The sequence below is a fragment of the Streptomyces sp. NPDC007205 genome (genome assembly GCF_040634095.1).
Classification (GTDB): domain Bacteria; phylum Actinomycetota; class Actinomycetes; order Streptomycetales; family Streptomycetaceae; genus Streptomyces.
In genome coordinates, this window is record NZ_JBEYEW010000031.1 from 35,846 (window position 1) to 60,402 (window position 24,557).

Annotated in this window: 20 protein-coding genes; 17 read left to right on the forward strand and 3 right to left on the reverse strand. The window is 71.2% G+C overall.

Annotated features, from left to right (window positions below; all coding sequences use genetic code 11):
• Window positions 1-167: 167 nt before the first annotated feature.
• The 10 genes from ABZ624_RS33475 (at window position 168) to ABZ624_RS33520 (ending at window position 11,499) form a co-directional block, all read left to right on the forward strand.
• Entirely contained in the window at window positions 168-743 is a 576-nt protein-coding gene (locus ABZ624_RS33475) for a MarR family transcriptional regulator (RefSeq protein WP_360097595.1), read from the forward strand.
• Window positions 744-968: 225 nt separating this feature from the next.
• On the forward strand, window positions 969-2,438 hold the full coding sequence (locus ABZ624_RS33480; RefSeq protein ID WP_360097598.1) for an aldehyde dehydrogenase: 1,470 nt from the start codon (window positions 969-971) through the stop codon (window positions 2,436-2,438).
• Entirely contained in the window at window positions 2,431-3,366 is a 936-nt protein-coding gene (locus tag ABZ624_RS33485) for a 3,4-dihydroxyphenylacetate 2,3-dioxygenase (RefSeq protein ID WP_360097601.1), read from the forward strand. Before ABZ624_RS33480 ends, ABZ624_RS33485 begins: the two co-directional genes overlap by 8 nt.
• A gap of 9 nt (window positions 3,367-3,375) precedes the next feature.
• The gene (locus ABZ624_RS33490) at window positions 3,376-4,221 is read left to right on the forward strand and encodes a fumarylacetoacetate hydrolase family protein (RefSeq protein WP_360097604.1); all 846 of its coding nucleotides are present in this window, start codon (window positions 3,376-3,378) and stop codon (window positions 4,219-4,221) included.
• A 42-nt stretch (window positions 4,222-4,263) separates the two neighbouring features.
• Window positions 4,264-5,628 carry an aminotransferase class I/II-fold pyridoxal phosphate-dependent enzyme gene (locus ABZ624_RS33495; RefSeq protein WP_360097607.1) on the forward strand — a complete coding sequence of 455 codons (1,365 nt, stop codon included), beginning with the start codon at window positions 4,264-4,266 and terminating at the stop codon, window positions 5,626-5,628.
• 158 nt (window positions 5,629-5,786) lie between these two features.
• Window positions 5,787-6,593, forward strand: coding sequence for an acetoacetate decarboxylase family protein (locus ABZ624_RS33500; RefSeq protein ID WP_360097610.1), 807 nt, complete (start codon window positions 5,787-5,789; stop codon window positions 6,591-6,593).
• 20 nt (window positions 6,594-6,613) lie between these two features.
• Window positions 6,614-8,104 carry an aldehyde dehydrogenase gene (locus ABZ624_RS33505; RefSeq protein WP_360097613.1) on the forward strand — a complete coding sequence of 497 codons (1,491 nt, stop codon included), beginning with the start codon at window positions 6,614-6,616 and terminating at the stop codon, window positions 8,102-8,104.
• A complete protein-coding gene (locus tag ABZ624_RS33510) occupies window positions 8,101-8,814 on the forward strand; it encodes a gamma-glutamyl-gamma-aminobutyrate hydrolase family protein (protein ID WP_360097616.1) in 714 nt (237 codons plus the stop codon). Before ABZ624_RS33505 ends, ABZ624_RS33510 begins: the two co-directional genes overlap by 4 nt.
• A gap of 317 nt (window positions 8,815-9,131) precedes the next feature.
• A complete protein-coding gene (miaB, locus tag ABZ624_RS33515; protein ID WP_360097619.1) occupies window positions 9,132-10,661 on the forward strand; it encodes a tRNA (N6-isopentenyl adenosine(37)-C2)-methylthiotransferase MiaB in 1,530 nt (509 codons plus the stop codon).
• A gap of 124 nt (window positions 10,662-10,785) precedes the next feature.
• Complete coding sequence (locus ABZ624_RS33520) at window positions 10,786-11,499, forward strand: class III extradiol dioxygenase subunit B-like domain-containing protein (protein ID WP_360097622.1); 714 nt, start codon at window positions 10,786-10,788, stop codon at window positions 11,497-11,499.
• Between the two features lie 411 nt (window positions 11,500-11,910).
• Here the strand turns inward: ABZ624_RS33520 and ABZ624_RS33525 are convergent, their stop codons facing one another.
• Window positions 11,911-12,195 carry an antitoxin gene (locus ABZ624_RS33525; protein ID WP_360097625.1) on the reverse strand — a complete coding sequence of 95 codons (285 nt, stop codon included), beginning with the start codon at window positions 12,193-12,195 and terminating at the stop codon, window positions 11,911-11,913.
• Window positions 12,196-12,218: 23 nt separating this feature from the next.
• Complete coding sequence (locus ABZ624_RS33530) at window positions 12,219-12,506, reverse strand: hypothetical protein (protein ID WP_360097628.1); 288 nt, start codon at window positions 12,504-12,506, stop codon at window positions 12,219-12,221.
• Between the two features lie 181 nt (window positions 12,507-12,687).
• Here ABZ624_RS33530 and miaA point away from each other — a divergent pair, with 181 nt between their 5' ends.
• The 6 genes from miaA (at window position 12,688) to hflX (ending at window position 21,389) form a co-directional block, all read left to right on the forward strand.
• A complete protein-coding gene (gene miaA, locus ABZ624_RS33535; protein ID WP_360097631.1) occupies window positions 12,688-13,626 on the forward strand; it encodes a tRNA (adenosine(37)-N6)-dimethylallyltransferase MiaA in 939 nt (312 codons plus the stop codon).
• Window positions 13,627-13,733: 107 nt separating this feature from the next.
• Window positions 13,734-14,357 carry a hypothetical protein gene (locus ABZ624_RS33540; RefSeq protein WP_360097700.1) on the forward strand — a complete coding sequence of 208 codons (624 nt, stop codon included), beginning with the start codon at window positions 13,734-13,736 and terminating at the stop codon, window positions 14,355-14,357.
• Between the two features lie 139 nt (window positions 14,358-14,496).
• On the forward strand, window positions 14,497-15,366 hold the full coding sequence (gene dapF / locus ABZ624_RS33545) for a diaminopimelate epimerase (RefSeq protein ID WP_360097634.1): 870 nt from the start codon (window positions 14,497-14,499) through the stop codon (window positions 15,364-15,366).
• A gap of 283 nt (window positions 15,367-15,649) precedes the next feature.
• Window positions 15,650-17,917: an HD domain-containing protein gene (locus ABZ624_RS33550; protein WP_360097637.1), complete on the forward strand. Its 2,268-nt coding sequence runs from the start codon at window positions 15,650-15,652 to the stop codon at window positions 17,915-17,917.
• Between the two features lie 169 nt (window positions 17,918-18,086).
• Complete coding sequence (locus ABZ624_RS33555) at window positions 18,087-19,742, forward strand: M1 family metallopeptidase (protein ID WP_360097640.1); 1,656 nt, start codon at window positions 18,087-18,089, stop codon at window positions 19,740-19,742.
• A gap of 156 nt (window positions 19,743-19,898) precedes the next feature.
• Window positions 19,899-21,389, forward strand: coding sequence for a GTPase HflX (hflX, locus tag ABZ624_RS33560; RefSeq protein ID WP_360097643.1), 1,491 nt, complete (start codon window positions 19,899-19,901; stop codon window positions 21,387-21,389).
• Window positions 21,390-21,470: 81 nt separating this feature from the next.
• Here the strand turns inward: hflX and ABZ624_RS33565 are convergent, their stop codons facing one another.
• Window positions 21,471-22,694 carry a hypothetical protein gene (locus ABZ624_RS33565; RefSeq protein ID WP_360097646.1) on the reverse strand — a complete coding sequence of 408 codons (1,224 nt, stop codon included), beginning with the start codon at window positions 22,692-22,694 and terminating at the stop codon, window positions 21,471-21,473.
• Between the two features lie 376 nt (window positions 22,695-23,070).
• On the opposite strand from ABZ624_RS33565, the gene ABZ624_RS33570 reads away from it, so the two are divergent.
• On the forward strand, window positions 23,071-24,507 hold the full coding sequence (locus tag ABZ624_RS33570) for a diaminobutyrate--2-oxoglutarate transaminase family protein (protein ID WP_360097703.1): 1,437 nt from the start codon (window positions 23,071-23,073) through the stop codon (window positions 24,505-24,507).
• Window positions 24,508-24,557 lie beyond the last annotated feature (50 nt).

Here is a 24,557-nt window from a genome sequence, read left to right on the forward strand (position 1 = left end):
TTGATGTCAAACGATAAGAGTCGGCTGTACCGGCCAGCAAGAGGGGCGCGAAGGTTCGCCTGCCTCCACCCGGGGCCGAGGGCGCCGGATCCGGCGGCTGCGGAGATACATTTGAGCTCAAATGAAGCTTCGGCGGCCCGCACCGCCCCAACGACGAGGAGAAGCCCGTGTCCGGGCCCCGCCGATCCATCACCGAAACCGAGCGAGCTGTCCAGCGGCGGCTGGGTGGCCTGACTCTGCAGCGCGAGGCCATGGCGGCCGTGGGCAACATCCACCGGGCGGCCGCCGCCGTCCGGCAGCACCTGGAGAACTCCGTGCTGCGTCCGCACGAGCTGACGTGGACCGGCTTCGTCGTGCTGTGGGTGTTGTGGATCTGGGGCGAGGCGGAAACCTGGTCCGTGGCCGAGGAGGCGGGCATCTCCAAGGGCACCCTGACCGGCATTTCGCGCACCCTCGAATCGCGCGGCCTCGTGGCCCGTTCTCCCCACCCCGAGGACCGTCGCCGGGTCCTGCTCTCGCTGACCCAGGAAGGCGGGAAGCTCATGGAGGAGCTGTTCCCAGCCTTCAATGCCGAGGAAGCGTTCGTCGCCGCCCCGCTCAGCCCCGACCAGTGCCTGCAACTCGCCGACAGTCTGCGTGTCATCGTCGGCCGGCTCGAGGAGCACGGTGAGCAGCGCAGGCGGGAGCTCCTCGACGGCGAGAACCTCGCCCCACGGCGCTCGGGCCGCCGTCCGCGCCCCTAGGGCCTGTCGGAGCCCACGGTCCCCGTTGACGTGCCGTGCTCGCCTCGGAGCGTCGCGCTCTTCGTCGGAGGCGGCGTGCGCTCGCCGGATCCGCAGGGGCGTGCCGCGGAGGACAGCCGTCGGCCTCCAGCCAAAACGTTTGGTCCCAAATAAATCTTCGCGCAGGGCTTGACGCTCTCGCGACTCGTCTGTTTATTTGGGGTCAAACGAACTGGAGGTTGGGACATGACCCGCGAGTCCCAAGCGGCTGTCATCGCCGGGGTATCCGTTGACACCCGGCACTGGATCGGCGGCGAGCGCGTCGCCTCCAGTGAGACGTTCACCGACATCTCACCGATCGACGGCAGCGTTATCGGGGAGATCGCCCGGGGTACCGCGACGGAGGCCGCCGCGGCCGTCGCCGCCGCCAAGGCCGCCTTCCCGGGCTGGGCCGCCACCCCGCGCCCCGAGCGCGCCCGCATCCTGCACGCCGTCGCCGAGGGAGTCGAGAAGCGGCTCGAAGAGCTGGCCCTCGTCGAGACCACCGACAACGGCGCCCTCCTGCGCTCCCACCGCCGCGGCGTCATGCCCCGCGTCGCGCACAACTTCCGCTTCTTCGCCGACTGGCTGCTGAAGCTGGAGCACGAGGACTTCGAGACCCGCGGTCACACCAACCACGTCAGCTGGGACCCGGCCGGCCCCTGCGTGCTGATCACGCCCTGGAACGCACCGCTGATGCTCGCCACGTGGAAGGTGGCACCGGCGCTGGCGGCGGGCAACACGGTCGTCCTCAAGCCGGCCGAGTGGTCTCCACTGACCGCCTCGCTGCTGGCCGACATCGCGGCCGAGGCCGGGCTTCCAGCCGGTGTCCTGAACGTGGTGCAGGGCTACGGCTCCGAGATCGGCGACACGCTCACCTCGCACCCGGACGTGCGCCGGATCAGTTTCACCGGCTCCGTGGCGACCGCGCAGCGGATCGCCGCGTCGGCCGCCGCCAACCTGACGCCGCTGAGCCTGGAGCTGGGTGGCAAGTCCCCGCTGCTGGTGTTCGCCGACGCCGACCTGAACCTGGCCGTCGACCTGGCGGTGGAGCAGTACGACAACGCCGGGCAGGTATGCCTCGCCGCCACCCGCATTCTGGTCGAGGAGACGGTCGCCGAGGAGTTCACCCGCCGCTTCGTCGACAAGGCGTCCCGGTTGAAGCAGGGCGACCCGCGGGACGAGGCCACCGACATCGGCCCCACCATCCACCCCCACCAGCTGGAGAAGATCGACGGCTTCGTGCAGCGGGCACTGGCGGCCGGCGCCCGTGCGGTCATCGGCGGACACCCCGAGGAGGGGCAGTACTACGCGCCGACGCTCCTCACCGGCGTCGCCCAGACGTCCGAGATCGTCCAGGAGGAGGTCTTCGGCCCGGTGCTGACACTCCAGACCTTCACCAGCGAGGAAGAGGCGGTCCGGCTCGCCAACGACACCCGCTTCGGCCTGGCCGCCACCGTCGCCACGAGCGACCCCGAGCGCGCCGAGCGCGTCACCGCGCAACTGGTCGCCGGCACCGTCTGGGTCAACTGCTTCTTCGTCCGAGACCTGAAGGCGCCCTTCGGCGGCTCCCGCCACTCGGGCATGGGCCGCGAGGGCGGCACCTGGAGCTTCGACTTCCACTGCGACGTGAAGAACACCGTCACCGCACCGAACGGATGGAAGCACCATGGGTGAGATCGTCGGCGCGGGCCTGCTCGCCCACGTCCCCACCATCGTGCTCCCGGAGGAGACCCGGCGGGAGCTGAACGAGGGCAAGGAGATCACCCTCGTCACCGGCCTGAGACAGCTCCGCAAGGACGTCTTCGAGCGCGATGCCGCCAACGAATACGACACCGTCGTGGTCCTCGACTCCCATTGGGCCACCACCGTCGAGTTCGTCGTCACCGCACAGCCCCGCCGGGCCGGCCTGTTCACCTCCGAGGAACTGCCGCGCGGCATGTGCCGAATGCCGTACGACTTCCCCGGTGACCCCGAACTCGCCCACAACATCGCGTCGTTCGCGGACAAGCACGGCACGTTCATCACGGCGATCGACGACGTGTACCTGCCGATCTTCTACGCGACCGTCAACCTGTGGAAGTTCCTCGGTGAGGGACTGCAGGACAAGCGGTGGGTGACGATCGGCGTCTGCCAGACCGGCGACATGGAGGACCATCTGCGCCTCGGCCGGGCGCTGGCCGACGGCATTGCCGCCACCCCGGGACGCCGGGTGCTGCTGATCGCCTCCGGAGCGCTGTCGCACACTTTTTGGCCGCTGCGTGAGATCCGCGACCACGAGGCCAGCGACCCGACGCACATCTTCACGCCCGAGGCGCGCGCGGCCGACGAGGAGCGGATCGCCTGGTTCAAGGAGGGCCGCCACGACAGGGTCCTCGACACCATGGACGCGTTCTGGAAGTACAAGCCCGAGGCCAACTTCTTCCACTACCTGATGATGGCCGGCGCACTCGGCGAGCGGGCGTGCAGGGCCAGGGCCCGCCAGTACGGCGAGTACGAGAACTCGGTGGGCACCGGTCAGGTCCACCTCTGGTTCGACCGCCCCGCCGACGGCTGGACCGGCACCGGCCTGCCCGCCTCGCGCACCCCTCACAGCCGTATCTAGGAGCCCTTCATGCCCGAGTACCGCCGCGTTCTCCTCGACGGCGCCGCCGTCCAGGTCACGGTCGACGGGGACGAGCTCGTCGCCGGGGACGGCCGTCGCGTCAGGACCGAGGAGGCCCACCATCTGCCCCCCGTGCTCCCCTCGAAGGTGATCGCGGTCCACCTCAACCACCGCAGCCGCGTGGACGAGTTCCGGATCGGCCTGCCGGACTCCCCGACCTACTTCCACAAACCGGTCTCCGCACTGAACAGCCACAAGGGCGCGGTCGTCCGCCCCGCGGGCTGCAAGTGGCTCAACTACGAGGGCGAGGTCGCCCTGGTGATCGGGAGGACGGCCCGCAACATCTCCCCGGCCGAGGCGGGGGAGTACATCGCGGGCTACACGATCGCCAACGACTTCGGCCTGCACGACTTCCGCGACACGGACGCCGGGTCCATGCTCCGGGTCAAGGGGTCCGACACCCTGTGCCCGCTCGGTCCCGGCCTGGTCACCGACTGGGACTTCCACGGCAAGCGGCTTCGCACCTACGTCAACGGCAAGGTCGTCCAGGACGGCTCGACCGACGAGATGGCATGGGACATGCACTACCTCGTCGCCGACATCGCCCGCACCATCACCCTGTGTCCCGGCGACGTCCTGCTGTCCGGCACCCCCGCCAACTCCCGTCCCGTGCAGCCTGGCGACGTTGTCGAGGTGGAGGTCGAGGGACTGGGCAGACTCACCAACCACGTCGTCACCGGCCCCACCGCCGTCCGCACCGACGTCGGCGCCCAGCCCACCGAGTCCGAGGAAGTGCTCTCGACCGCCCTGGGCGGCGACTGGGAATTCCGCGGCGTCCGCCCGCCCAAGCGCTGAGCCCCACCGCGTCCATACACCAGATCGAGGAAGAGGGACGGAATGGATCTGAACAAGTGGCTGGCTTCGGCGGTCGCGTCGAACGCCGAGTGGGCGAAGACCTTCGGACCCTTCGACCCGCACCCGGCACTGGCCGTCGACGACAACCGGTTCGCCGCCGCGTTCGACGTCTTCACCGAGCGGCTGAAGGACAACTACCCCTTCTTCCACCCCCGCTACGCGGGCCAGATGCTCAAGCCGCCCCACCCGGCAGCGGTCGTGGGCTACCTGACCGCGATGCTGATCAACCCGAACAACCACGCCCTGGACGGTGGTCCGGCCACCGCCGCGATGGAGCGGGAGGTGGTCCAGCAGCTGGCCACGATGTTCGGCTACGACACCCACCTGGGGCACCTGACCACCAGCGGCACCGTCGCCAACCTCGAGGCGCTGTTCGTGGCGCGCGAACTGCATCCGGGCAAGGGCGTCGCGTACAGCACCGAGGCCCACTACACGCACGGCCGGATGTGCGGGGTTCTCGGGGTGGAAGGCTTCCCCGTCCCCACCGACGGCCTCGGCCGCATGGACCTCGACGCGCTCGAGGAGCTGCTGCGCGGCGGCCGGGTCGGCACGGTGGTGCTCACCGCCGGTACGACCGGGCTCGGCGCCGTCGAGCCGGTCCACGAGGCGCTGGCGCTGCGTGAGCGTTACGGTGTGCGGATCCACGTCGATGCCGCCTACGGCGGATTCTTCGCCCTGCTGGCCGGCGCGGACGGCCCCGAGGGCCTGCCGGCCGAGCCCTGGCAGGCCGTCGCCCAGGCCGATTCCATCGTGGTCGACCCGCACAAGCACGGCCTGCAGCCCTACGGCTGTGGCGCGGTCCTCTTCCGCGACCCCTCGGTCGGCCGGTTCTACCTGCACGACTCGCCGTACACGTACTTCACCTCCGAGGAACTGCACCTGGGCGAGATCAGCCTGGAATGCTCCCGGGCGGGTGCGGCGGCCGCCGCGCTGTGGCTCACCTTCCAGTTGCTGCCGCCCACCCGTGAGGGGCTGGGCCAGGTGCTGGCGGCCGGCCGGCGGGCGGCGCTGCGCTGGGCGGAACTGATCGAGGGTTCCGAGCACCTCGAGCTCTACCAGCCGCCGCAGCTCGACATTGTCGGCTACTTCCCGCTGACCGCGGGCACCACCCTCTCGGAGATCGACGCGGCCAGCAACCGGATCCTGCAGGAAGGGATGACCGACACCCAGGACCCGGTCTTCCTCAGCACCCTCCGCGTGGGCGCCGAGCGCTTCACCACCCGACACCCGAAGATCACCGCCGACGCCGACGGCGCGCGCATTCTGCGCAGCGTGCTGATGAAGCCCGAATCCGAGACCTACGTCGAGCACCTGCACCAGCGGCTGGAGCAGCTCGCCCGCTCCTGACCGCCCCGTGCGTCACCGGATCACCGCAACCCGTCCGACGGTGATCCGGAAGCCGGGCGGTCGATTCGAACCTCACGCGACGGCGCACCTCTCCCCGCCCGCCGCGTCTGTCGCAGACGGCGTATCCGCCACTGCTGATCTCTCTGGAGCGTGATGGCATGGCCCGCGTCCGTGGCTACTTCCACCCCAGGACGGCGACGGGTGCCTCGTCGCTGATTCCCTCCCCACCGTGGCATTACTCCGGCGACCTGCTCACCGTCGAGTACCGCACCGACCCGGCCCGGGTGCGCGAAATGTTGCCCGAGCCGCTGGAACTCGCCGACGAGGACCCCGGCGCGGTCGCGCTGATCTGGGCCGACTGGCAGTCGTGTTCGGCATCCGGCGCCGAGCTGCTGGATCCGGTGCGCGCCCAGTACAAAGAGGCGTTCGCCGTCGTCCGTTGCCAGTACAAGGGCCAGACCTACACCCGCTGCGTGTACATCTGGGTCGACAAGGACTTCGCCCTAGCCCGCGGACTGCATCAGGGCTACCCGAAGAAGCTCGGCTCGATCCACCAGAGCCGCCCGCACCCCTACGGGCCGGCGCCCCGGATCGAGGCCGGGGCACGGTTCGGCGCGACCCTCGCCGCCGCCGACCGGCGCCTGGCCCAGGCCGTGGTGACCCTGCGCGAGCCGGCGGAGACGAACGGGTTCGTCAACGCCCACCCGATGGCCCACCACCGCTGGCTGCCGTCGATCGAGAAGGGGAAGGGCCTCGCACTTGACGAGCTGATCGAGTCCGGCGCCGCCTCCGTCGAGGGCGGTCGGCCCTGGGTCGGCGACGCCGAACTGGAACTGTTCGAGTCCCCCACCGAGGAGCTGGCCCGGCTGGAGATCCGCGAGCCGATCGCCGCGTACTACCGGCAGGTCGGCGTGGTGTGGGACGGCGGCCGGCTGCTCGAATCCGGCACTTCGGGCGCCGAGTGAGAGGCCGTCCGGAGACCTCCATGCACACCGTCACCCATGAGGAACTGCTGACCCGGGCCGAAAAGCTCCACCTGCCCACTCAGCACCACATCGGCGGCCGGGCCGAAAGCGGCAGCGGCGCAACGTTCCCCGTCGTCGCCCCCCGCGACGGACGGATCCTCACCCACGTCGCCGACGCGCGCGAGGCCGAGGTCGAACTCGCGGTCGCGGCCGCACGCCGTGCCTGTGACTCCGGCCCCTGGCCGCGCATGGCGCCCGCCGACCGCGGCAGGACCCTGTTGCGGATCGCCGACCTCCTCGAAGAACGACGCGAGGAACTCGCCCTCACGATCAGCCTGGAGATGGGCAAACCGATCACCGAGGCGCACGACATCGAACTGCGTGCTGCGATCAACACCTTCCGCTGGTACGGGCAACTGGCCGACAAGCTCACCGGCGAATCCCCGCACACCGCACCCGACACCCTCGCCCTCGTCACACGGGAGCCGGCCGGCGTGGTCGGCGCGGTCGTGCCGTGGAACTTCCCGCTCACCCTGGCCGGCTGGAAAGTCGCCCCGGCCCTCGCCGCGGGCTGCGCCGTCGTCCTGAAGCCGTCCGAATCGACCCCGCTGTCGGCCCTGTTGCTGGGCCGCATCGCCACCGAAGCCGGCCTCCCTCCAGGTGTCCTCAACGTCGTCACCGGTGACGGCCCGACGGCAGGCCGGGCCATCGGCCTGCACCCGGACGTCGACGTCGTGGCCTTCACCGGCTCCACCGCCGTCGGCCGCCATTTCCTGCGCTACGCCGCCGACTCGAACCTCAAACGCGTCTGGCTGGAGCTCGGTGGCAAGTCGCCCAACATCATCCTTCCCGACGCCCCCGACCTGGAGAAGGCCGCCGCCACCGCCGCCTGGGGCATCTTCTTCAACCAGGGCGAGATGTGCACCGCCCCCTCCCGGCTCCTCGTGCACTCCTCCGTCGCCGAGCAGGTCACCGAGGCCGTCGTCCGGCGGGCGCGGGAACTGAAGGTCGGCGACCCGCTGGACCCGGCGACGGAGATGGGCGCCCTCGTCTCGGAAGACCACCTGGAGCGCGTCCTCGAGCACATCGCCACCGGCCGGGCGGAGGGCGCCCGACTGCGCACCGGCGGGGACCGCACCGTGACCGCCACCGGCGGCAGCTTCCTCCAGCCCACCGTCTTCGACCGGGTCGACCCCGGCATGCGGCTGGCCCGTGATGAGATCTTCGGCCCCGTCCTGTCCGTACTCACCTTCGACGACCTCGAGGAGGCCGTACGCCTCGCCAACGCAACCGAGTACGGCCTCGCCGCCGGCCTGTGGACCTCCGACCTCTCCACCGCCCACAAGGTCTCCCGCGTCCTGAAGGCCGGGACGGTCTGGGTCAACTGCTATGAGGAAGGTGACCTGACGGTGCCCTTCGGCGGCATGAAGCAGTCCGGCAACGGACGCGACAAGTCCGTCCACGCCCTCGAGAAGTACACCGAACTCAAGACCACCTGGATCCAGCTGTGACGCGCCCGCTCATAGCCATCCCGGCCCGCTTCTCCGCCACCACCTCCGTGCTGCGGTACGCCGCCGAGGTCAACGCCCGCGCCCTCGTCGAGGCCGTCTGGCGGGCCGGTGGCGAACCGGTGAGCATCCATCCGTCGGACCCCACCCATACCGACGTCGCCACCCGGCTCGCCCGCTTCGACGGCGTCCTGCTCCCCGGCGGCGGCGACATCGCCCCGCACCGCTACGGCGCAACCGACCGCCACGACAGCGTCTACGACGTCGACCACCTCCAGGACGCCTTCGACCTCGAAGTCGCCCACCAGGCACTGGAGACGGGGATCCCGCTGCTGGCGATCTGCCGGGGCCTCCAAGTCGTCAACGTCGCCCTCGGCGGCACCCTGCACCAGGACATGGGCGGCCCGGACCACGAGCATCGCCATCTGCTGCACCCGGTGACCATCCGCCCAGGAACGCGGACGGCACACGCAGTGGGTGCCGAAAAGGCCGAAGTATCCTGCTACCACCACCAGCGGGTCGAGCGCCTGGGCAACGGCCTGACCGTGACAGCCACCGCCGAGGACGGCACGATCGAAGCCCTCGAAATACCCACCGCAAGAGGCTGGTTCAGCGCCGTGCAGTGGCACCCGGAGGACACCGCGCACAGTGACCCCGCCCAGCAGAACCTGTTCGACGCTCTCGTACGCATGTCCATGGCCGTCTCCTGCTGAGCAGCCCGGACGGCACACCAGCGACTCCCGGTCCGACCCTGTCGATCGCGATCCGCAAGGCAGACCGTTGTCATCGCCATGTCCTGCGGATGCACTCTCGACCGACGCACGCACCACGTGACGCTCGGGCCGTCCGTAGCTGCGCGCCAGCCAGTGAAGCGACGCTTGACCTCCGGCTTTGCTGCAATGGTCCCCGCGTACACCTTTCCGATGACGCATCGTGCGAAGAGAGTCGCAGATTGTGGAACCGGTCGATGAACTGCTGCGGACAACCAGGGCCACGGCAGCGGTCTCCGGGAACCGCCTACCCTTGACCCATGACCAGCAGCAGCGACCGGAGCCCGGCAGTGGACGTTCAGTCACCCAAGACCTACGAAGTGCGCACCTACGGGTGCCAGATGAACGTCCACGATTCCGAGCGGTTGGCCGGGCTGCTCGAAGGGGCCGGGTATGTGCGGGCCGCCGAGGGCTCGGACGGGGACGCCGACGTGGTCGTGTTCAACACGTGTGCCGTCCGGGAGAACGCCGACAACCGGCTGTACGGCAACCTCGGCCGGCTCGCGCCGAAGAAGGCCTCGCGGCCCGGCATGCAGATCGCGGTCGGCGGCTGCCTCGCGCAGAAGGACCGCGACACCATCGTGAAGAAGGCGCCCTGGGTGGACGTCGTCTTCGGCACGCACAACATCGGAAAGCTGCCGGTCCTGCTGGAGCGCGCCCGTGTGCAGGAGGAGGCACAGGTCGAGATCGCCGAGTCGCTGGAGGCCTTCCCCTCCACCCTGCCGACCCGGCGCGAGAGCGCCTACGCGGCCTGGGTGTCGATCTCCGTCGGCTGCAACAACACCTGCACCTTCTGTATCGTCCCGGCCCTGCGCGGCAAGGAGAAGGACCGCCGCCCCGGTGACATCCTCGCCGAGGTCGAGGCGCTGGTCGCCGAGGGTGTCTCCGAGATCACGCTGCTCGGCCAGAACGTCAACGCCTACGGCTCCGACATCGGCGACCGGGAGGCCTTCAGCAAGCTGCTGCGGGCCTGCGGGACCATCGAGGGCCTGGAGCGGGTGCGGTTCACGTCCCCGCATCCCCGTGACTTCACCGACGACGTCATCGCCGCCATGGCCGAGACACCGAACGTGATGCCGCAGCTGCACATGCCGCTCCAGTCCGGGTCGGACACGGTCCTGAAGGCGATGCGCCGCTCCTACCGCCAGGAGCGTTACCTCGGGATCATCGAGAAGGTCCGGGCGGCCATCCCGCACGCCGCGATCACCACCGACATCATCGTGGGCTTCCCCGGCGAGACCGAGGAGGACTTCGAGCAGACCCTGCACGTCGTCCGCGAGGCCCGGTTCGCGCAGGCCTTCACCTTCCAGTACTCCAAGCGGCCCGGCACCCCTGCCGCGACCATGGAGAACCAGATCCCCAAGGAGGTCGTCCAGGCGCGCTACGAGCGGCTCGTCGCCCTCCAGGAGGAGATCTCCTGGGAGGAGAACAAGAAGCAGGTCGGCCGCACACTGGAGCTGATGGTCGCCGAGGGCGAGGGCCGCAAGGACGGCGCCACGCACCGCCTCTCCGGCCGCGCCGCCGACAACCGGCTGGTCCACTTCACCAAGCCGGAGCAGGAGGTCCGCCCCGGTGACGTGGTCACCGTCGAGGTGACCTACGCCGCCCCGCACCATCTCCTCGCCGAGGGCGCCGTCCTCGACGTGCGCCGCACGCGCGCGGGAGACGCCTGGGAGAAGCGCAACGCCGCCGAGGCCGCCAAGCCGGCCGGTGTCATGCTCGGCCTGCCGAAGATCGGCGTGCCCGAGCCGCTGCCGGTCGCGACGGGCTCCGGCTGCGGCTGCGACTGACCGGGCGGAGTTCACCCACCACTTCCTCTTCGCCGAGCGGGGGTGGGAGCGGGAGTGGGAGCGGGAGCGGGACTGGTCCCGACCCCTACCCCTACCGACCGCCTGACCGCGTACCCTGCCGATCATGCTTGTCGCCGCAGCAGTCTGTCCCTGCCCTCCGCTGCTCGTGCCCGAGGTCGCCGCGGGTGCCGCACCCGAGATGGACGCCGCGCGCTCGGCCTGCGCCGACGCGCTCGGTGTGCTCGCGGCCGCCCGCCCGGACCTCCTGGTGGTGGTCGGGCCCGTCGAGGAGAGCGGGCGCGGATCGTTTCCGCAGGGCACCCGGGGATCCTTCCGCGGGTTCGGGGTCGACCTGGACGTACGCCTCGGGCCCGGGACGGACACCGTCGGTGAGCGTGAGCTGCCGCCGTCGCTGGCCGTCGGCGCGTGGCTGCTGCAGCGGACGGGCTGGGCCGATGCCCCGATCGAGGGACTCGGTGTCGGGGAATCACTCGCGCCCGAGCGGTGCATCGAAGCCGGAAGGGAGATCGGCGCCAGGGCCGGCCGGGTGGCCTTGCTGGTGATGGGGGACGGCAGCGCGTGCCGCACGGTCAAGGCGCCGGGTTACCTGGACGAGCGGGCGGCACCCTTCGACGCGGAGGTCGCGCGGGCGCTGGGTGCGGCGGACGTGGCGGCCCTCCGGGCCCTGGACGCCGAGCCGGCGCACGAGCTGAAGGCCTCCGGCCGGGCCCCCTGGCAGGTCCTGGCCGGCGCCGCCGAGGGCGCGGCCCTCGCCGGCGCGCTGCTGTACGAGGACGCGCCGTACGGTGTGGGGTACGTGGTGGCGGCCTGGTCCTGACGAGGCATGGCGCCGACCTGGCCCTGCCCGCGTGCGCGGGGGCGACCTGGTCCCGGCGGGGTTGTTCGTGGTGGGCACCTGGCCGTGGTGGGCATCGGCCCGTGGTGGTCTGGCCGTGGTGCGGATCTGCCGTGGTGGGGTTCGTGGTGGCGGTCTGGGCCCTGTCGTCACATTCCCGCCTGCCCGGCGACGTCCGGCACGCACTCCCCCGTAGGGGCACCCCCAGCCGCGTTGCCGGACGTCCCGGCCAGGTCCGTGCCGGCCCCCCGGCCGCAACGGGGACATGGCGGCCACCCGGTCCGCCCGGCAGGGCACGCGCGGAGGACCCCCGCCGTACGCGCGAAACGGCGGACGGCCGGGAGCGCTGCTGTGCTCACGACCGTCCGCCGATCCGCATGCCCTTCAGGAGACTCAGGAAGCCGGTGGCGGGCCCTCCGGCCGGGTGGGGGCCGTCGGTTCGCCGGTGACCGTCTGCGGGCCAGGGCCTTCCTTGTGCGCGAGGCGGTCCATCGCCTCCTTGGCCTTGCCGGTGCCCGCCTGGATCCTGTCGCTGTACTTGTGCTTGGTCCGCTCGTCCACGACCTTCGCGGCCCTGTCGATACCGTGCTGGACCTTGTCCCCGTGCTGCCGGGCGAGATCCGACACCTTGTCCCTGGCCGGGCCGAGCTTGGCCTTCATGTTGTCCTTCAGACCCATGGTCCACCTTCCCTCGCGGGCGGTTACCTGCGGGCGCCCTCGCCGGCCTCGTTGTCGGCGGCTTCCTCGGCGGACTGCTGCTTGGGGATGCCGGAGCCGTCGGACGCGTCGTCCGCACCGGCGTCCGACCCGGCCGCCACGTCCTCGCTCCCGTCCCCGGACGAACCCTTCGCCTCCGCCGAACCGGCCGCCTCTGCCGACTCCGCTTCCGCCACCTCGGCCTCTGCCGACTCCGCGCCGGCCTCCGCCTCGGCGACCGACGCCTCCGGAGTCGCCTTCGACCTGCCGAGGAGTCGTGCAAAAACGCCCATATCCACTCCATACGGTACTCGTGCGGGCGAATTCCCGCGTTACCCGGTGCGTACGGTTGCGCCGCCCGGGTCACCGCCTCCGGCGGACCGGAGGGGGTATCTCGCACGGGGAACGACCCGCGACCCGACCCGTCACGTAACTCGTTCGAGGCACCGCCAGCAGGTTTGCGAGACTGGTGCGGTGAGCAGTGCACCCCCCAGCCCCCGCGTCATCGCCGTTGTCGGACCCACCGCGGCCGGAAAGTCCGATCTCGGCGTCTTCCTGGCACAACAGCTCGGCGGGGAGGTCGTCAACGCCGACTCCATGCAGCTGTACCGAGGGATGGACATCGGCACCGCCAAGCTGACGCCGGAGGAACGCGGCGGCATCCCGCACCACCTGCTGGACATCTGGGACGTGACGGTCACCGCCTCCGTCGCCGAGTACCAGAAGCTGGCCCGGGCCCGGATCGACGCACTGCTCGCCGAGGGCCGCTGGCCGATCCTGGTCGGCGGGTCCGGCCTGTACGTCCGCGGGGCCGTGGACAACCTGGAGTTCCCCGGCACCGACCCCGAGGTCCGGGCCCGTCTGGAAGAGGAGCTCGCCCTGCGCGGCTCGGGCGCGCTGCACGCCCGCCTGGCCGCCGCCGACCCGGAGGCCGCCCGCGCGATCCTGCCGAGCAACGGCCGTCGTATCGTCCGGGCGCTGGAGGTGATCGAGATCACCGGCCGGCCCTTCACCGCGAACCTGCCGGGTCATGACTCCGTCTACGACACCGTCCAGATCGGCGTCGACGTGGCTCGTCCGGAACTGGACGAGCGCATCGCGCGCCGCGTCGACCGGATGTGGGAGGCGGGCCTCGTGGACGAGGTGCGCGCACTGGAGGCGCAGGGTCTGCGCGAGGGGCGCACGGCGTCGCGCGCGCTGGGTTACCAGCAGGTGCTCGCGGCGCTCGCCGGGGAGTGCACCGAAGCGGAAGCGCGGGCCGAGACCGTCCGTGCGACCAAGCGCTTCGCGCGCCGCCAGGATTCATGGTTCAGGCGCGATCCGCGGGTCAACTGGTTGAGTGGGGCCGTGGCGGACCGCGGGGAACTTCCGCAGCAGGCCCTGACGTTGGTCGAACGACCGGTTACAGCCTGATCACGTCATGGCATCGGGATGCGCCGCCGGTCATCGCGGCCTTCGGTGCCGTGCCATCATCGAGCTTCGATCGACCAAGTGGAGCCTAGTTGGGAGGGCGCGTGGCGATGGAGGCCGGCCCTCGCGACACCGCACAAAGTGCCGAGTGCGTCACCACCGAGGGTGACGAACCGGGCCCGGCCGAGGGCCGCCCGAACGGAGACCGCCTGGGCGAGGAGCGGCTGACCGGACCCCGTCTCGCCGAAGGCCGTCGTACGGAGGACCGGTCGCCCGAGGACCCGCTCGCCGAGGACGCCCTTGCCGAAGCCCGGCTGACCGACGACGGCCCCGACGAGACGCCGGACGGGGTGACCGACGACGGGCCGGAGCCCGAGGAGATGTACCCGGGCGGTCCGGAGGTCGAGGTCGAGCTGCGCCCGCAGCGCCGGCTGCGCCTCTGGCAGCTCGCCCCCATCGTGGGCCTGTCCGCTGTCGGCTCCCTGATGTTCGCCTTCCCGCTCGCCTTCGACTTCGGTGACAGCGGCGCCGTCATCGCCATGCTCGGCCTGCTGATCTGCTCCTGCGCCGCCGGCTGGGCCATGATGGCCGCCCGCAAGGTGGGCTACACCCTGCCCGGCCTGCCGGCACGTGGCTCGGGCCGTCGCCCCGACTGGCGGGTCGTACTCGGATACGTCCTGCTGGTGGCCGTAGTGGTGATCCTGGCCATGTGGCGCGTAGCTCGGTTGCGCTGAACACGCCGAGCCGACGCGCCCCGCAGGGGCGCGGGGAACGGCGCGGGCAACCTCCAGCGGCCCGCGGCCTCGCGCAGTCCTGTACCACCCCCTGCCTCCTTCGGCCAACCCCATCGGAGCGCTCCCGTACGATCGAGGAATGAGCACACGGATCGCCTTCCTCAAGGGTCACGGCACCGAGAACGACTTCGTGATCGTTCCGGACCCCGAGAACGCCCTCGACCTGAGCCCGGCCGCCGTCGCCGCCCTGTGCGACCGCCGGGCCGGAATCGGAGGCGACGGGGTGCTGCACGTGGTGCGCTCGGCCGCGCACCCGGAGGCCACGTCCATGGCGGCAGAGGCCGAGTGGTTCATGGACTACCGCAACGGCGACGGCTCGGTCGCCGAGATGTGCGGCAACGGAGTCCGTGTGTTCGCGCGCTACCTCCAGCACGCAGGACATGTGAGCGAAGGTGACCTCACGATCGCCACGCGCGCGGGCGTGAAGACCGTCCACATCGCGAAGGACGGTGACGTCACCGTCGGTATGGGCAGCGCCCGCCTGCCCGAGGGCGACGTCACGGTGAGCGTCGGCGAGCACAGCTGGCCCGCGCGCAACGTGAACATGGGCAACCCGCACGCGGTGGCCTTCGTCGACGACCTCGCGCAGGCCGGCAACCTGTACGACCCGCCGCCGTTCAGCCCGGCCGCCGCCTATCCCGACGGGGTCAACGTCGAGTTCGTCGTCGACCGTGGCCCCCGCCACGTCGCCATGCGGGTGCACGAGCGCGGCTCCGGCGAGACCCGCTCGTGCGGCACGGGCGCGTGCGCCGTCGCCGTGGCCGCCGCCCGGCGCGACGGCGCCGACCCGGCCGTCACCGGCACCCCGGCCACGTACACCGTCGACCTGCCCGGCGGCCGCCTGGTCATCACCGAGCGGCCCGACGGCCAGATCGAGATGACCGGACCCGCCGTGATCGTCGCCGAGGGCGAGATCGACGGCGAATGGCTGGAAAACGCGCTTCGCTGACCCGGCGGAACGACGAGGACAACGCCCTCCAGTCCCTGGATCAGCGGTTTCCCGCGACCGGGGGCGTTCCCAACCGCGAGCGAGCGGAGGGCGGTTGGCGCAAACCTAAACCTTCTTTCCGTCGCTCGAATGGGTGATCCGTTTCACGGTCGCCGAGAGGCGGTCGGTCGCACGTGGTGGGCTCGATAGCATCAAGCACCGGCACGGACGGGGGAACGTCGCCATCCCTGAGCCGCGTACGCCCTGGGGCCCCCGTCCGCCGGTCCACGAGCCGGAGGTGCCCATGAGTGCGGAGGCCACGAACCCTGCGACCCCTGGCCCGGTAGCGCCCACAGCATCCGCGGCGGCCTCCGCCCCCGCGGTGCCCCGGGCGGACCGCAGGAAGTCCCGGCCACGGCTCGATCTGCGCAGACTGGGCCGGGCCGCCCTGCTCGGCCCCGCCGTCCGCGGCAAACTGCCCGACGCGATCGGCCATGTCGTGGAGGCACACCGCGCCCATCACCCCGACGCGGACCTCGACCCGCTGCGCCGCGCCTACGTCCTCGCGGAGTCCTCGCACCGCGGCCAGATGCGCAAGAGCGGCGAACCGTACATCACCCACCCGCTCGCCGTGACCCTGATCCTCGCGGAACTCGGCGCCGAGACCACGACCTTGACGGCCTCTCTGCTCCACGACACCGTCGAGGACACCGATGTGACGCTGGATCAGGTGCGGGAGCAGTTCGGCGAGGAGGTCCGTTATCTCGTCGACGGTGTCACGAAACTGGAGAAGGTCGACTACGGAGCCGCCGCCGAGCCCGAGACCTTCCGCAAGATGCTCGTCGCCACCGGCAGCGACGTGCGCGTGATGTCGATCAAACTCGCCGACCGCCTGCACAACATGCGCACCCTCGGCGTGATGCGCCCCGAGAAGCAGGCGCGGATCGCCAAGGTCACCCGTGACGTCCTCATCCCGCTCGCCGAACGCCTCGGCGTGCAGGCCCTGAAGACGGAGATGGAGGACCTGGTCTTCGCCATCCTGCACCCCGAGGAGTACGAGCACACACGGGAACTGATCGCCGAGAACGCCGCCCGCCCGGACGACCCGCTCGCCGAGGTCGCCGACGAGATGCGCGGGGTGCTGCGCGAGGCCGGTCTCCAGGCCGAAGTCCTCATCCGGCCCCGGCACTTCGTCTCCGTCCACCGCGTGGCCCGCAAACGCGGACAGCTGCGCGGCGCCGACTTCGGCCGCCTGCTGGTGCTGGTGGGAGAGGACGCGGACTGCTACGGCGTCCTCGGTGAACTGCACACCTGTATGACGCCGGTCGTCTCGGAGTTCAAGGACTTCATCGCCGTACCGAAGTTCAACCTGTACCAGTCGCTGCACACCGCCGTGGCCCGCCAGGACGGCCAGGTCGTCGAAGTCCTCATCCGCACCCACCAGATGCACAAGGTTGCCGAGGCCGGCGTCGTCGCCCTCGGCAACCCGTACGCCCCCGCATCCGACGCCTCGGCATCCGACGCCGCCGCATCCGACGCCTCCGTATCCCATGCCTCCGAGCACCCCGCCGACGGCGAGCGCGCCGACCCCACCCGTCCCGGCTGGCTCTCCCGCCTCCTCGACTGGCAGCGGGCCGCGCCCGATCCCGACACCTTCTGGTCCACGCTGCGCGAGGACCTCGCCCAGGACCGGGAGATCACCGTCTTCCGCCCCGACGGCGGCACGCTCGGCCTGCCCGAGGGCGCCACCTGCGTGGACGCCGCCTACGCCCAGTACGGCGAGGACGCGCACGCCTGCATCGGCGCCCGCGTCAACGGCCGCCTGGCCACCCTCAGCACCGTCCTGCGGGACGGCGACACCGTCCAGCTGCTCATGGGCCAGGACCCGGCCTCCGAGCCCTCCAGGGAGTGGCTGGAGCACGCGCACACCCCGGGCGCCCGCATCGCCATCCAGCGCTGGCTGGCGACGCACCCCGGCGGCGGCACCGGGACGGACGAGATGACCGGCGCACGCGCCGAACCGGCCGAGGACACCGCCGCACCTCACCCCGCACATGCCGCTGCCCCCGCCGACTTCACCGCCGCCCCCGCCGGGGAAGCTCCGCCGTCCCGCCCCTGGCGCGCCGATGTGCTCGCGGACCGCCCGGGGGCCGCCGTGCGGCTCGCCGGGTGCTGTACGCCCGTGCCGCCGGACGAGATCACCGGCTTCACGGTGCGCGGGGGAGTGGTGACCGTGCACCGGGTGGAGTGCGCGGCGGTGACACACATGAAGGGCCGGGGGCGCACGGAGATCGGCGTGCGCTGGGGGGACACCACCGAGTGCCGGGTCACGCTGGTCGCTGAATCGTTCGGCCGCCCCCATCTGCTCGCCGACCTCACCGAGGCGATCGCTTCGGCGGGCGTCGACATCGTCTCCGCCACCGTCGAACCGCCCACCCAGCAGCGGGTACGGCACACCTACACCCTCCAGCTCCCCGACGCGGCCCACCTCCCGGCCCTGATGCGCGCCATGCGGGACGTCCCGGGCGTCTACGACGTGACCCGCGCCCAACACCAGGCCCCTGCCCCCTGAGTGACGCCGGAGCGTGACGAAGGGACGCCGGACCGTGATGCGGGGCCCGGTACGACGGCCACGCGCCCCGCGACAGGAGGTACGCGGAAGGCCCCCGGACGGGACCCGTTCGGGTGGGTCGGGCGCGCGTCGCCGTCGTAGCGCCGGAGCGCCCTGGTAGCGGTGGTGCATGCCGCTCACCCTCCGCTCCAACCGCCGCGCCCGCTCGCAGTCCCGGACCCGAACCCCCCGTGTCTCCCGGCACCGCAAGGCGGCCCTGCTCGCCTCGGCCGTCTCCGTCTGTCTCCTCGCCGCCGGGGCCCCGGCCAAGCCGCTCGGTGTCGGCGACCGGCTCTACCCGTACCTGGGCAACCCGGGCTACGACGTGACGTCGTACGACCTGTCGCTCACCTATCCCGGCACCAACGACAAGCCGCTCCAGGCCGTCACCACCATCGACGCCTGGACCACCGCCGACCTGGAGCGGATCAACCTGGACTTCGCGCACGGCACCGTGCGGTCCGTCGAGGTCGACGGGCAACCCGCGAGCTTCACCAGCGCGGGCGAGGACCTGGTCGTCACCCCGGACCACCCCCTCTCCGAGGGCAGCTGGACCAGGATCACGGTGAAGCACACCAGCGATCCGGCCGCGGTCAAGGAGCAGGACGGCGGCTGGGTGCGCACCACCGACGGCCTCGCCATGGCCAACCAGGCCGACGCCGCCCACCTGGTCTTCCCGTGCAACGACCACCCGTCCGACAAGGCGATGTTCACCTTCCACGTCACCGCCCCGACCGGCTACACCGTCGTCGCCAACGGCCTGCCCGCCGGGGTTCACCGGGCCGGCCGCACCACCACCTGGACCTACCGCACCCGCCACCCCATGGCCACCGAACTCGCCCAGGTCTCCATCGGCCGGTCCGCCGTGCTGCACCGCGAGGGACCGCACGGGCTGCCGCTCCGTGACGTCGTGCCCAGCGCCGACGCCAAGGCCCTCGAACCGTGGCTCGCCAAGACGCCCGCCCAGATCGCCTGGCTGGAGAGCAAGGTCGGCCCGTACCCGTTCGAGACCTATGGCGTGCTCATGGCACAGGCATCCACGGGCTTCGAACTGGAGACACAGACCCTGTCGCTCTTCGAGAAGGACCTGTTCACCGCGTCCTCCCTGCCCCGGTGGTACAAGGAGTCGATCATGGTGCACGAGCTGTCCCACCAGTGGTTCGGCGACAGCGTCAGCCCCCGCACCTGGTCCGACGTCTGGCTGAACGAGGGGCACGCCACCTGGTACGAGGCGCTGTACGCCGAGGAGACCGCGCACCGGTCCCTGACGAACCGGATGAAGTCCGCCTACGCCGCCTCCGACAGCTGGCGCGCGGCCGGCGGCCCGCCCGGCCTGCCCAAGCCGCCCTCCCCGGGCCAGAAGATCGGCATTTTCCGGCCCAACATCTACGACGGCGCGGCGCTCGTCCTCTACGCCCTGCGGCAGGAGATCGGCCGGCCGGCCTTCGAGCGGCTGGAGCGGGAATGGGCCCGCGCGCACCGGGACTCCACGGCCACCAGCGCCGACTTCGTCCAGCTGGCCTCGACGGTCTCCGGCCGGGACCTGAGCGGGTTCTTCAAGGCCTGGCTGTACGGCGAGAAGACCCCGCCGATGCCCGGCCACCCGGACTGGAAGGTGTCGGACCCCGACAAGTCGGCCAAGCCGGACCGGAAGGCCTCGGGCCCGGCCAAGGCGCCGAAGGCGCACGGGAAGGCAGCGGGGCAGGCCAGGGCGACGCAGGCGAACCGGAAGCCCTCGGTACCGGTCAAGCCGGTCAAGCCGGTCAAGCCGCGGACCGGGCGATAACACGGTGACGAGACGTGCCGCCTCGTGCGACCATCTTCGGGTCGGCGCGGGGCGGGACACGGGAATCTCCCGGGGTACCCGTGCGTTGACCCAAGCAGCGGTCCCGCGGGACCGCCGTACCACACCGTAACGGCATCCCATCGACGTAAGGATCCAATGACCTCCTCTTCTTCCCCTTCCCAGGACACCAAGCGCCTCGCGCACGCCTATCCCGAGGGTCTTCGGGCCGATGCCCTGATGGAAGAGGACGTCGCCTGGAGCCACGAGATCGACGGCGAGCGGGACGGAGACCAGTTCGACCGCTCCGAGCGCGCGGCCCTGCGCCGCGTGGTGGGTCTGTCCACCGAGCTGGAGGACGTCACCGAGGTCGAGTACCGACAGCTCCGCCTGGAGCGGGTCGTGCTCGTCGGGGTGTGGACCACCGGCACCGCCCAGGACGCCGACAACTCCCTCGCGGAGCTGGCCGCCCTCGCGGAGACCGCGGGCGCGCTCGTGCTCGACGGCGTGATCCAGCGCCGCGACAAGCCCGACGCGGCCACCTACATCGGCTCCGGCAAGGCCCTGGAGCTGCGCGACATCGTCCTCGAATCGGGCGCCGACACCGTCATCTGCGACGGTGAGCTGAGCCCGGGCCAGCTGATCCAGCTGGAGGACGTCGTCAAGGTCAAGGTCATCGACCGTACGGCCCTGATCCTGGACATCTTCGCCCAGCACGCCAAGTCCCGGGAGGGCAAGGCGCAGGTCGCGCTCGCGCAGATGCAGTACATGCTGCCGAGGCTGCGAGGCTGGGGCCAGTCGCTGTCCCGGCAGATGGGTGGCGGTCGCGGCGGCCTCGCCACGCGTGGCCCCGGTGAGACCAAGATCGAGACGGACCGGCGGCGGATCCGCGAGAAGATGGCGAAGATGCGCCGGGAGATCGCGGAGATGAAGACCGGCCGCGAGATCAAGCGCCAGGAGCGCCGGCGCAACAAGGTGCCGTCCGTCGCCATCGCGGGCTACACCAACGCCGGCAAGTCCTCCCTGCTCAACCGCCTCACGGGCGCCGGCGTCCTGGTCGAGAACGCCCTGTTCGCGACCCTGGACCCGACCGTCCGCCGGGCGGAGACCCCGAGCGGGCGGCTGTACACGCTGGCGGACACCGTCGGCTTCGTCCGGCACCTGCCGCACCACCTGGTCGAGGCGTTCCGCTCCACCATGGAGGAGGTCGGCGACTCCGACCTCATCCTGCACGTGGTGGACGGCTCGCACCCGAACCCGGAGGAGCAGCTCGCCGCCGTGCGCGAGGTGATCCGGGACGTCGGCGCCACCGACGTGCCCGAGATCGTGGTGATCAACAAGGCGGATGCGGCCGACCCGCTGGTCCTGCAGCGGCTGCTCAGGGTCGAGAAGCGCTCGATCGCCGTCTCGGCCCGCACCGGCCGGGGCATCGACGAACTGCTCGCCCTGATCGACAACGATCTGCCGCGCCCGTCGGTCGAGATCGAGGCGCTCGTGCCCTACACGCACGGCAAGCTCGTCGCCCGCGCCCACACCGAGGGCGAGGTGATCTCCGAGGAGCACACCGCGGAGGGCACCCTGCTCAAGGTCCGGGTCCACGAGGAGCTGGCGGCCGACCTGGCACCGTACACACCGCTCTCGGCGGCCTGACCCACGGCTGGACGAAAGGCCCGCTCCCGCTTCGGGGGCGGGCCTTTCGCGCCCCTTCAGGGGCGGGGGACTCCAACCCCCTTACTGCCCGGCGAACTTCTTGCTGACCGACTCGTACACGCCCTTGGCCACGGAACCGAACCGCGGCCCGGCCAGCCACCCCGACGTCACCGGACCGATCGACGTGTTGGACACCAGCGCCGGCTTACCGTCGGAACCGGTCTCCACCCAGCCCCCTCCGGAGGAACCCGCGGTCATCGTGCAGCCGATCCGGTACATCGTCGGGTCCGCCTGCGCGAGGGACAGCCGGCCCGGCTTGTCCGTGCACTGGTAGAGCAGCTGACCGTCGAACGGAGCCGCCTCCGGGTAGCCGGACGCGGTGATGCCCTTCACCTTCGGCACCGCCGGAGCGTTGAAGTTCACCGGCAGCGCCCCGCCGACCGTCTCCTCCAGCGACCTGCCGCCGTTGCCCTGCTCCGGCGTCACGTGGATCACCGCGTAGTCGTAGGAGGCACCGTTGCCGCCGGTCTCACCGCCCTGGTCGATCCACTGCTGCGAGGTCTTCGCCGCGTCGGCCCACCAGACGCCGTACGGGGCGACCTCCGACCTGCTGGCGTGCTGCAGCTGAGCGACCGGCTTGCCGGAGTTGTTGTACGACGGCACGAAGGCCATGTTGCGGTACCAGCCGCCGCTCTTGCCGGCGTGCACACAGTGACCCGCCGTCCAGACGAGATTCGACTTGCCCGGGTGCGCGGGGTCCTCCACGACCGTTCCCGAGCACACCATGTGGCCCTCGGGGGAGTCGAAGAACACCTTGCCGGAGGTGGCCGCGTTGGTGTGGTACGGCGGCGCCACCGCCCGGGCCTTCACCGGCTGCGGGGTCGGGTCCGTCACGCCCTGGTCACCGGAGATGTCGTTGTCGTTGACACCCTTGTTGGGGTCGTTGGCGTGACGCATCCGGTCCGGGTCCCACAGGCCCTTGATGATCGGGTTGATGAAGTCGTTGGCCTCGCGCAGCCAGTCCTGCTTGTTCCAGTTCTTCCAGGCGCCGTTCTTCCACTTGTCGATGTCGATCCCGTGGTCCTTGAGCCTCTTCCTGAGGTCGTCCGGGATTTTGATCTTTCCGTCGCCGCTGCCGGCCACGGTCGCGGAAGCGGTCGGGCTGCCGCCGGCGTTGTCGTCGCCGTTGCAGGCGGTGGCGGTCAGCGCCAGCGCCGAGGCGAGGGTGACCGCCGCCAGTGCGGGGGAGCTGCGGCGGGGGCCCCTCCCTCGCCGAACACTGAACGACGGCCGTATGGATCGCATGCTTGTGACTCCCCCTGTGATGAAGGTATCTGGCGCTTCGGACGTGGCACCGGCCGCGAACCCATGGGGAGTTCACTCCGGTCCCACGGCCGTCCGGGAACGGCATCACACACTATGCGCTCGCTGTGGGGGAGTTCCGACGGAACGGCAACGGTTCGGCTACAAGCCGTCTGACCTGGCCAATCAGCCGGAGATCTACCGATTTGACGTCCACTCACCCGTGACTGCCCGACGGACGATCTCGGGGCAACCCGTAACCCGTCGAACGGTCCGGGGTTGTAGCGGTGGGGGGCCAGCTGCCTGCACCCGGTCCCCGGCGGATCAACACGCCTCTGAACAGCGGGGAGGACAGCGCGCCGTGGCCGTAACCGAGTCGATGGCTGGAGGCTTGCACGGGGAAGCGCGTGCTGTGCACGAGGGGATCCTCAGACGCCAGTCGGCGCGCGAGTCCTCGGCCCGGACCTACGCGCGGGCCCTGCCCATCGTGCCGGTCCGGGCGCGAGGGCTCACCATCGAGGGCGCCGACGGCCGCCGCTATCTGGACTGCCTCTCCGGCGCCGGCACACTCGCCCTCGGCCACAACCATCCGGTCGTGCTGGAAGCCATCCGCGGGGTCCTCGACTCCGGCGCTCCTCTCTCCGTCCTCGATCTGGCGACCCCCGTCAAGGACGCCTTCATCACCGAGCTGTTCCGCACCCTCCCGCCCGGCCTCGCCGACCGTGCCCGTGTCCAGTTCTGCGGACCGGCCGGCACCGATGCCGTGGAGGCCGCCCTCAAACTGGTCCGGGCGGCGACCGGCCGCACCGGCATCCTCGCCTTCACCGGCGCCTACCACGGCATGACCGCCGGCGCCCTGGCCGCCTCCGGCGGTGCCCGTGACCTCCAGGTCGCCCGCCTGCCCTATCCGCAGGACTACCGCTGTCCCTTCGGCGTGGGCGGCCCCCACGGCGCCGAACTCGCGGCCCGCTGGACCGAGTCCCTCCTCGACGATCCCAAGTCCGGCGTGCCCCTGCCCGCGGGGATGATCCTCGAACCCGTCCAGGGCGAGGGCGGGGTGATTCCCGGGCCGGACGACTGGCTGCGCCGCATGCGGCAGCTCACGGCCGACCGGTCCATCCCGCTGATCGCCGACGAGATCCAGACCGGCGTCGGCAGGACCGGCGCCTTCTGGGCCGTCGACCACAGCGGCGTCAGCCCCGACGTCATGGTCCTGTCCAAGGCCATCGGCGGCAGCCTCCCGCTGGCCGTGATCGTCTACCGCGACGATCTGGACGTCTGGCCGCCCGGCGCCCACGCGGGAACCTTCCGAGGCAACCAACTCGCCATGGCCGCGGGCACCGCGACCCTCATCCATGTCCGGGAGAACGGCCTCGCCGAACGAGCCGCCGCCCTCGGCTCCCGCATGCTGGACCAACTCGGGGAACTCGCCGACACGTTCGCGTGCGTGGGGGAGGTGCGGGGGCGTGGGCTGATGATCGGGGTCGAAATGGTCGACCCGGAGGGCACCGGCGCCGAGCCCGACGACCACCGCCCCATGCCCACCGGTCCGGAGCCCGCCCGCACCCCGCGTCGGGCCGCGCCCGAACTCGCCGCGGCCGTCCAGCGGGAGTGTCTCCAGCGAGGACTGATCGTCGAACTCGGCGGCCGTCACTCCGCCGTGGTCCGGCTGCTTCCGCCGCTCACGATCAGCGACGAACAGGCGGCAGCCGTACTGGACCGCCTCGCGGACGCGGTGGCAGCGGTGGCCCGCACCCACGGGGAACACGACCCACACCGCAGCCGACACCACGACTCGGCGCAGCACGCAGGCTGAGAGCCGAACCGACACCAGACCTCAACTCCGCCAGAAAACAACGAGGTTCG

Excerpts from the sequence above, each read along its gene's own strand:
- ABZ624_RS33485 (WP_360097601.1), top strand. The coding sequence starts at position 2,431 with ATGGGTGAGATCGTCGGCGCGGGCCTGCTCGCCCACGTCCCCACCATC.
- ABZ624_RS33550 (WP_360097637.1), top strand. The coding sequence starts at position 15,650 with ATGAGTGCGGAGGCCACGAACCCTGCGACCCCTGGCCCGGTAGCGCCC.
- ABZ624_RS33540 (WP_360097700.1), top strand. The coding sequence starts at position 13,734 with ATGGAGGCCGGCCCTCGCGACACCGCACAAAGTGCCGAGTGCGTCACC.
- ABZ624_RS33570 (WP_360097703.1), top strand. The coding sequence starts at position 23,071 with ATGGCTGGAGGCTTGCACGGGGAAGCGCGTGCTGTGCACGAGGGGATC.
- ABZ624_RS33565 (WP_360097646.1), bottom strand. The coding sequence starts at position 22,694 with ATGCGATCCATACGGCCGTCGTTCAGTGTTCGGCGAGGGAGGGGCCCC.
- ABZ624_RS33525 (WP_360097625.1), bottom strand. The coding sequence starts at position 12,195 with ATGGGTCTGAAGGACAACATGAAGGCCAAGCTCGGCCCGGCCAGGGAC.
- ABZ624_RS33500 (WP_360097610.1), top strand. The coding sequence starts at position 5,787 with ATGGCCCGCGTCCGTGGCTACTTCCACCCCAGGACGGCGACGGGTGCC.
- dapF (WP_360097634.1), top strand. The coding sequence starts at position 14,497 with ATGAGCACACGGATCGCCTTCCTCAAGGGTCACGGCACCGAGAACGAC.
- ABZ624_RS33530 (WP_360097628.1), bottom strand. The coding sequence starts at position 12,506 with ATGGGCGTTTTTGCACGACTCCTCGGCAGGTCGAAGGCGACTCCGGAG.
- ABZ624_RS33490 (WP_360097604.1), top strand. The coding sequence starts at position 3,376 with ATGCCCGAGTACCGCCGCGTTCTCCTCGACGGCGCCGCCGTCCAGGTC.
- ABZ624_RS33505 (WP_360097613.1), top strand. The coding sequence starts at position 6,614 with ATGCACACCGTCACCCATGAGGAACTGCTGACCCGGGCCGAAAAGCTC.
- ABZ624_RS33555 (WP_360097640.1), top strand. The coding sequence starts at position 18,087 with ATGCCGCTCACCCTCCGCTCCAACCGCCGCGCCCGCTCGCAGTCCCGG.
- miaB (WP_360097619.1), top strand. The coding sequence starts at position 9,132 with ATGACCAGCAGCAGCGACCGGAGCCCGGCAGTGGACGTTCAGTCACCC.
- ABZ624_RS33495 (WP_360097607.1), top strand. The coding sequence starts at position 4,264 with ATGGATCTGAACAAGTGGCTGGCTTCGGCGGTCGCGTCGAACGCCGAG.
- hflX (WP_360097643.1), top strand. The coding sequence starts at position 19,899 with ATGACCTCCTCTTCTTCCCCTTCCCAGGACACCAAGCGCCTCGCGCAC.
- ABZ624_RS33480 (WP_360097598.1), top strand. The coding sequence starts at position 969 with ATGACCCGCGAGTCCCAAGCGGCTGTCATCGCCGGGGTATCCGTTGAC.
- ABZ624_RS33520 (WP_360097622.1), top strand. The coding sequence starts at position 10,786 with ATGCTTGTCGCCGCAGCAGTCTGTCCCTGCCCTCCGCTGCTCGTGCCC.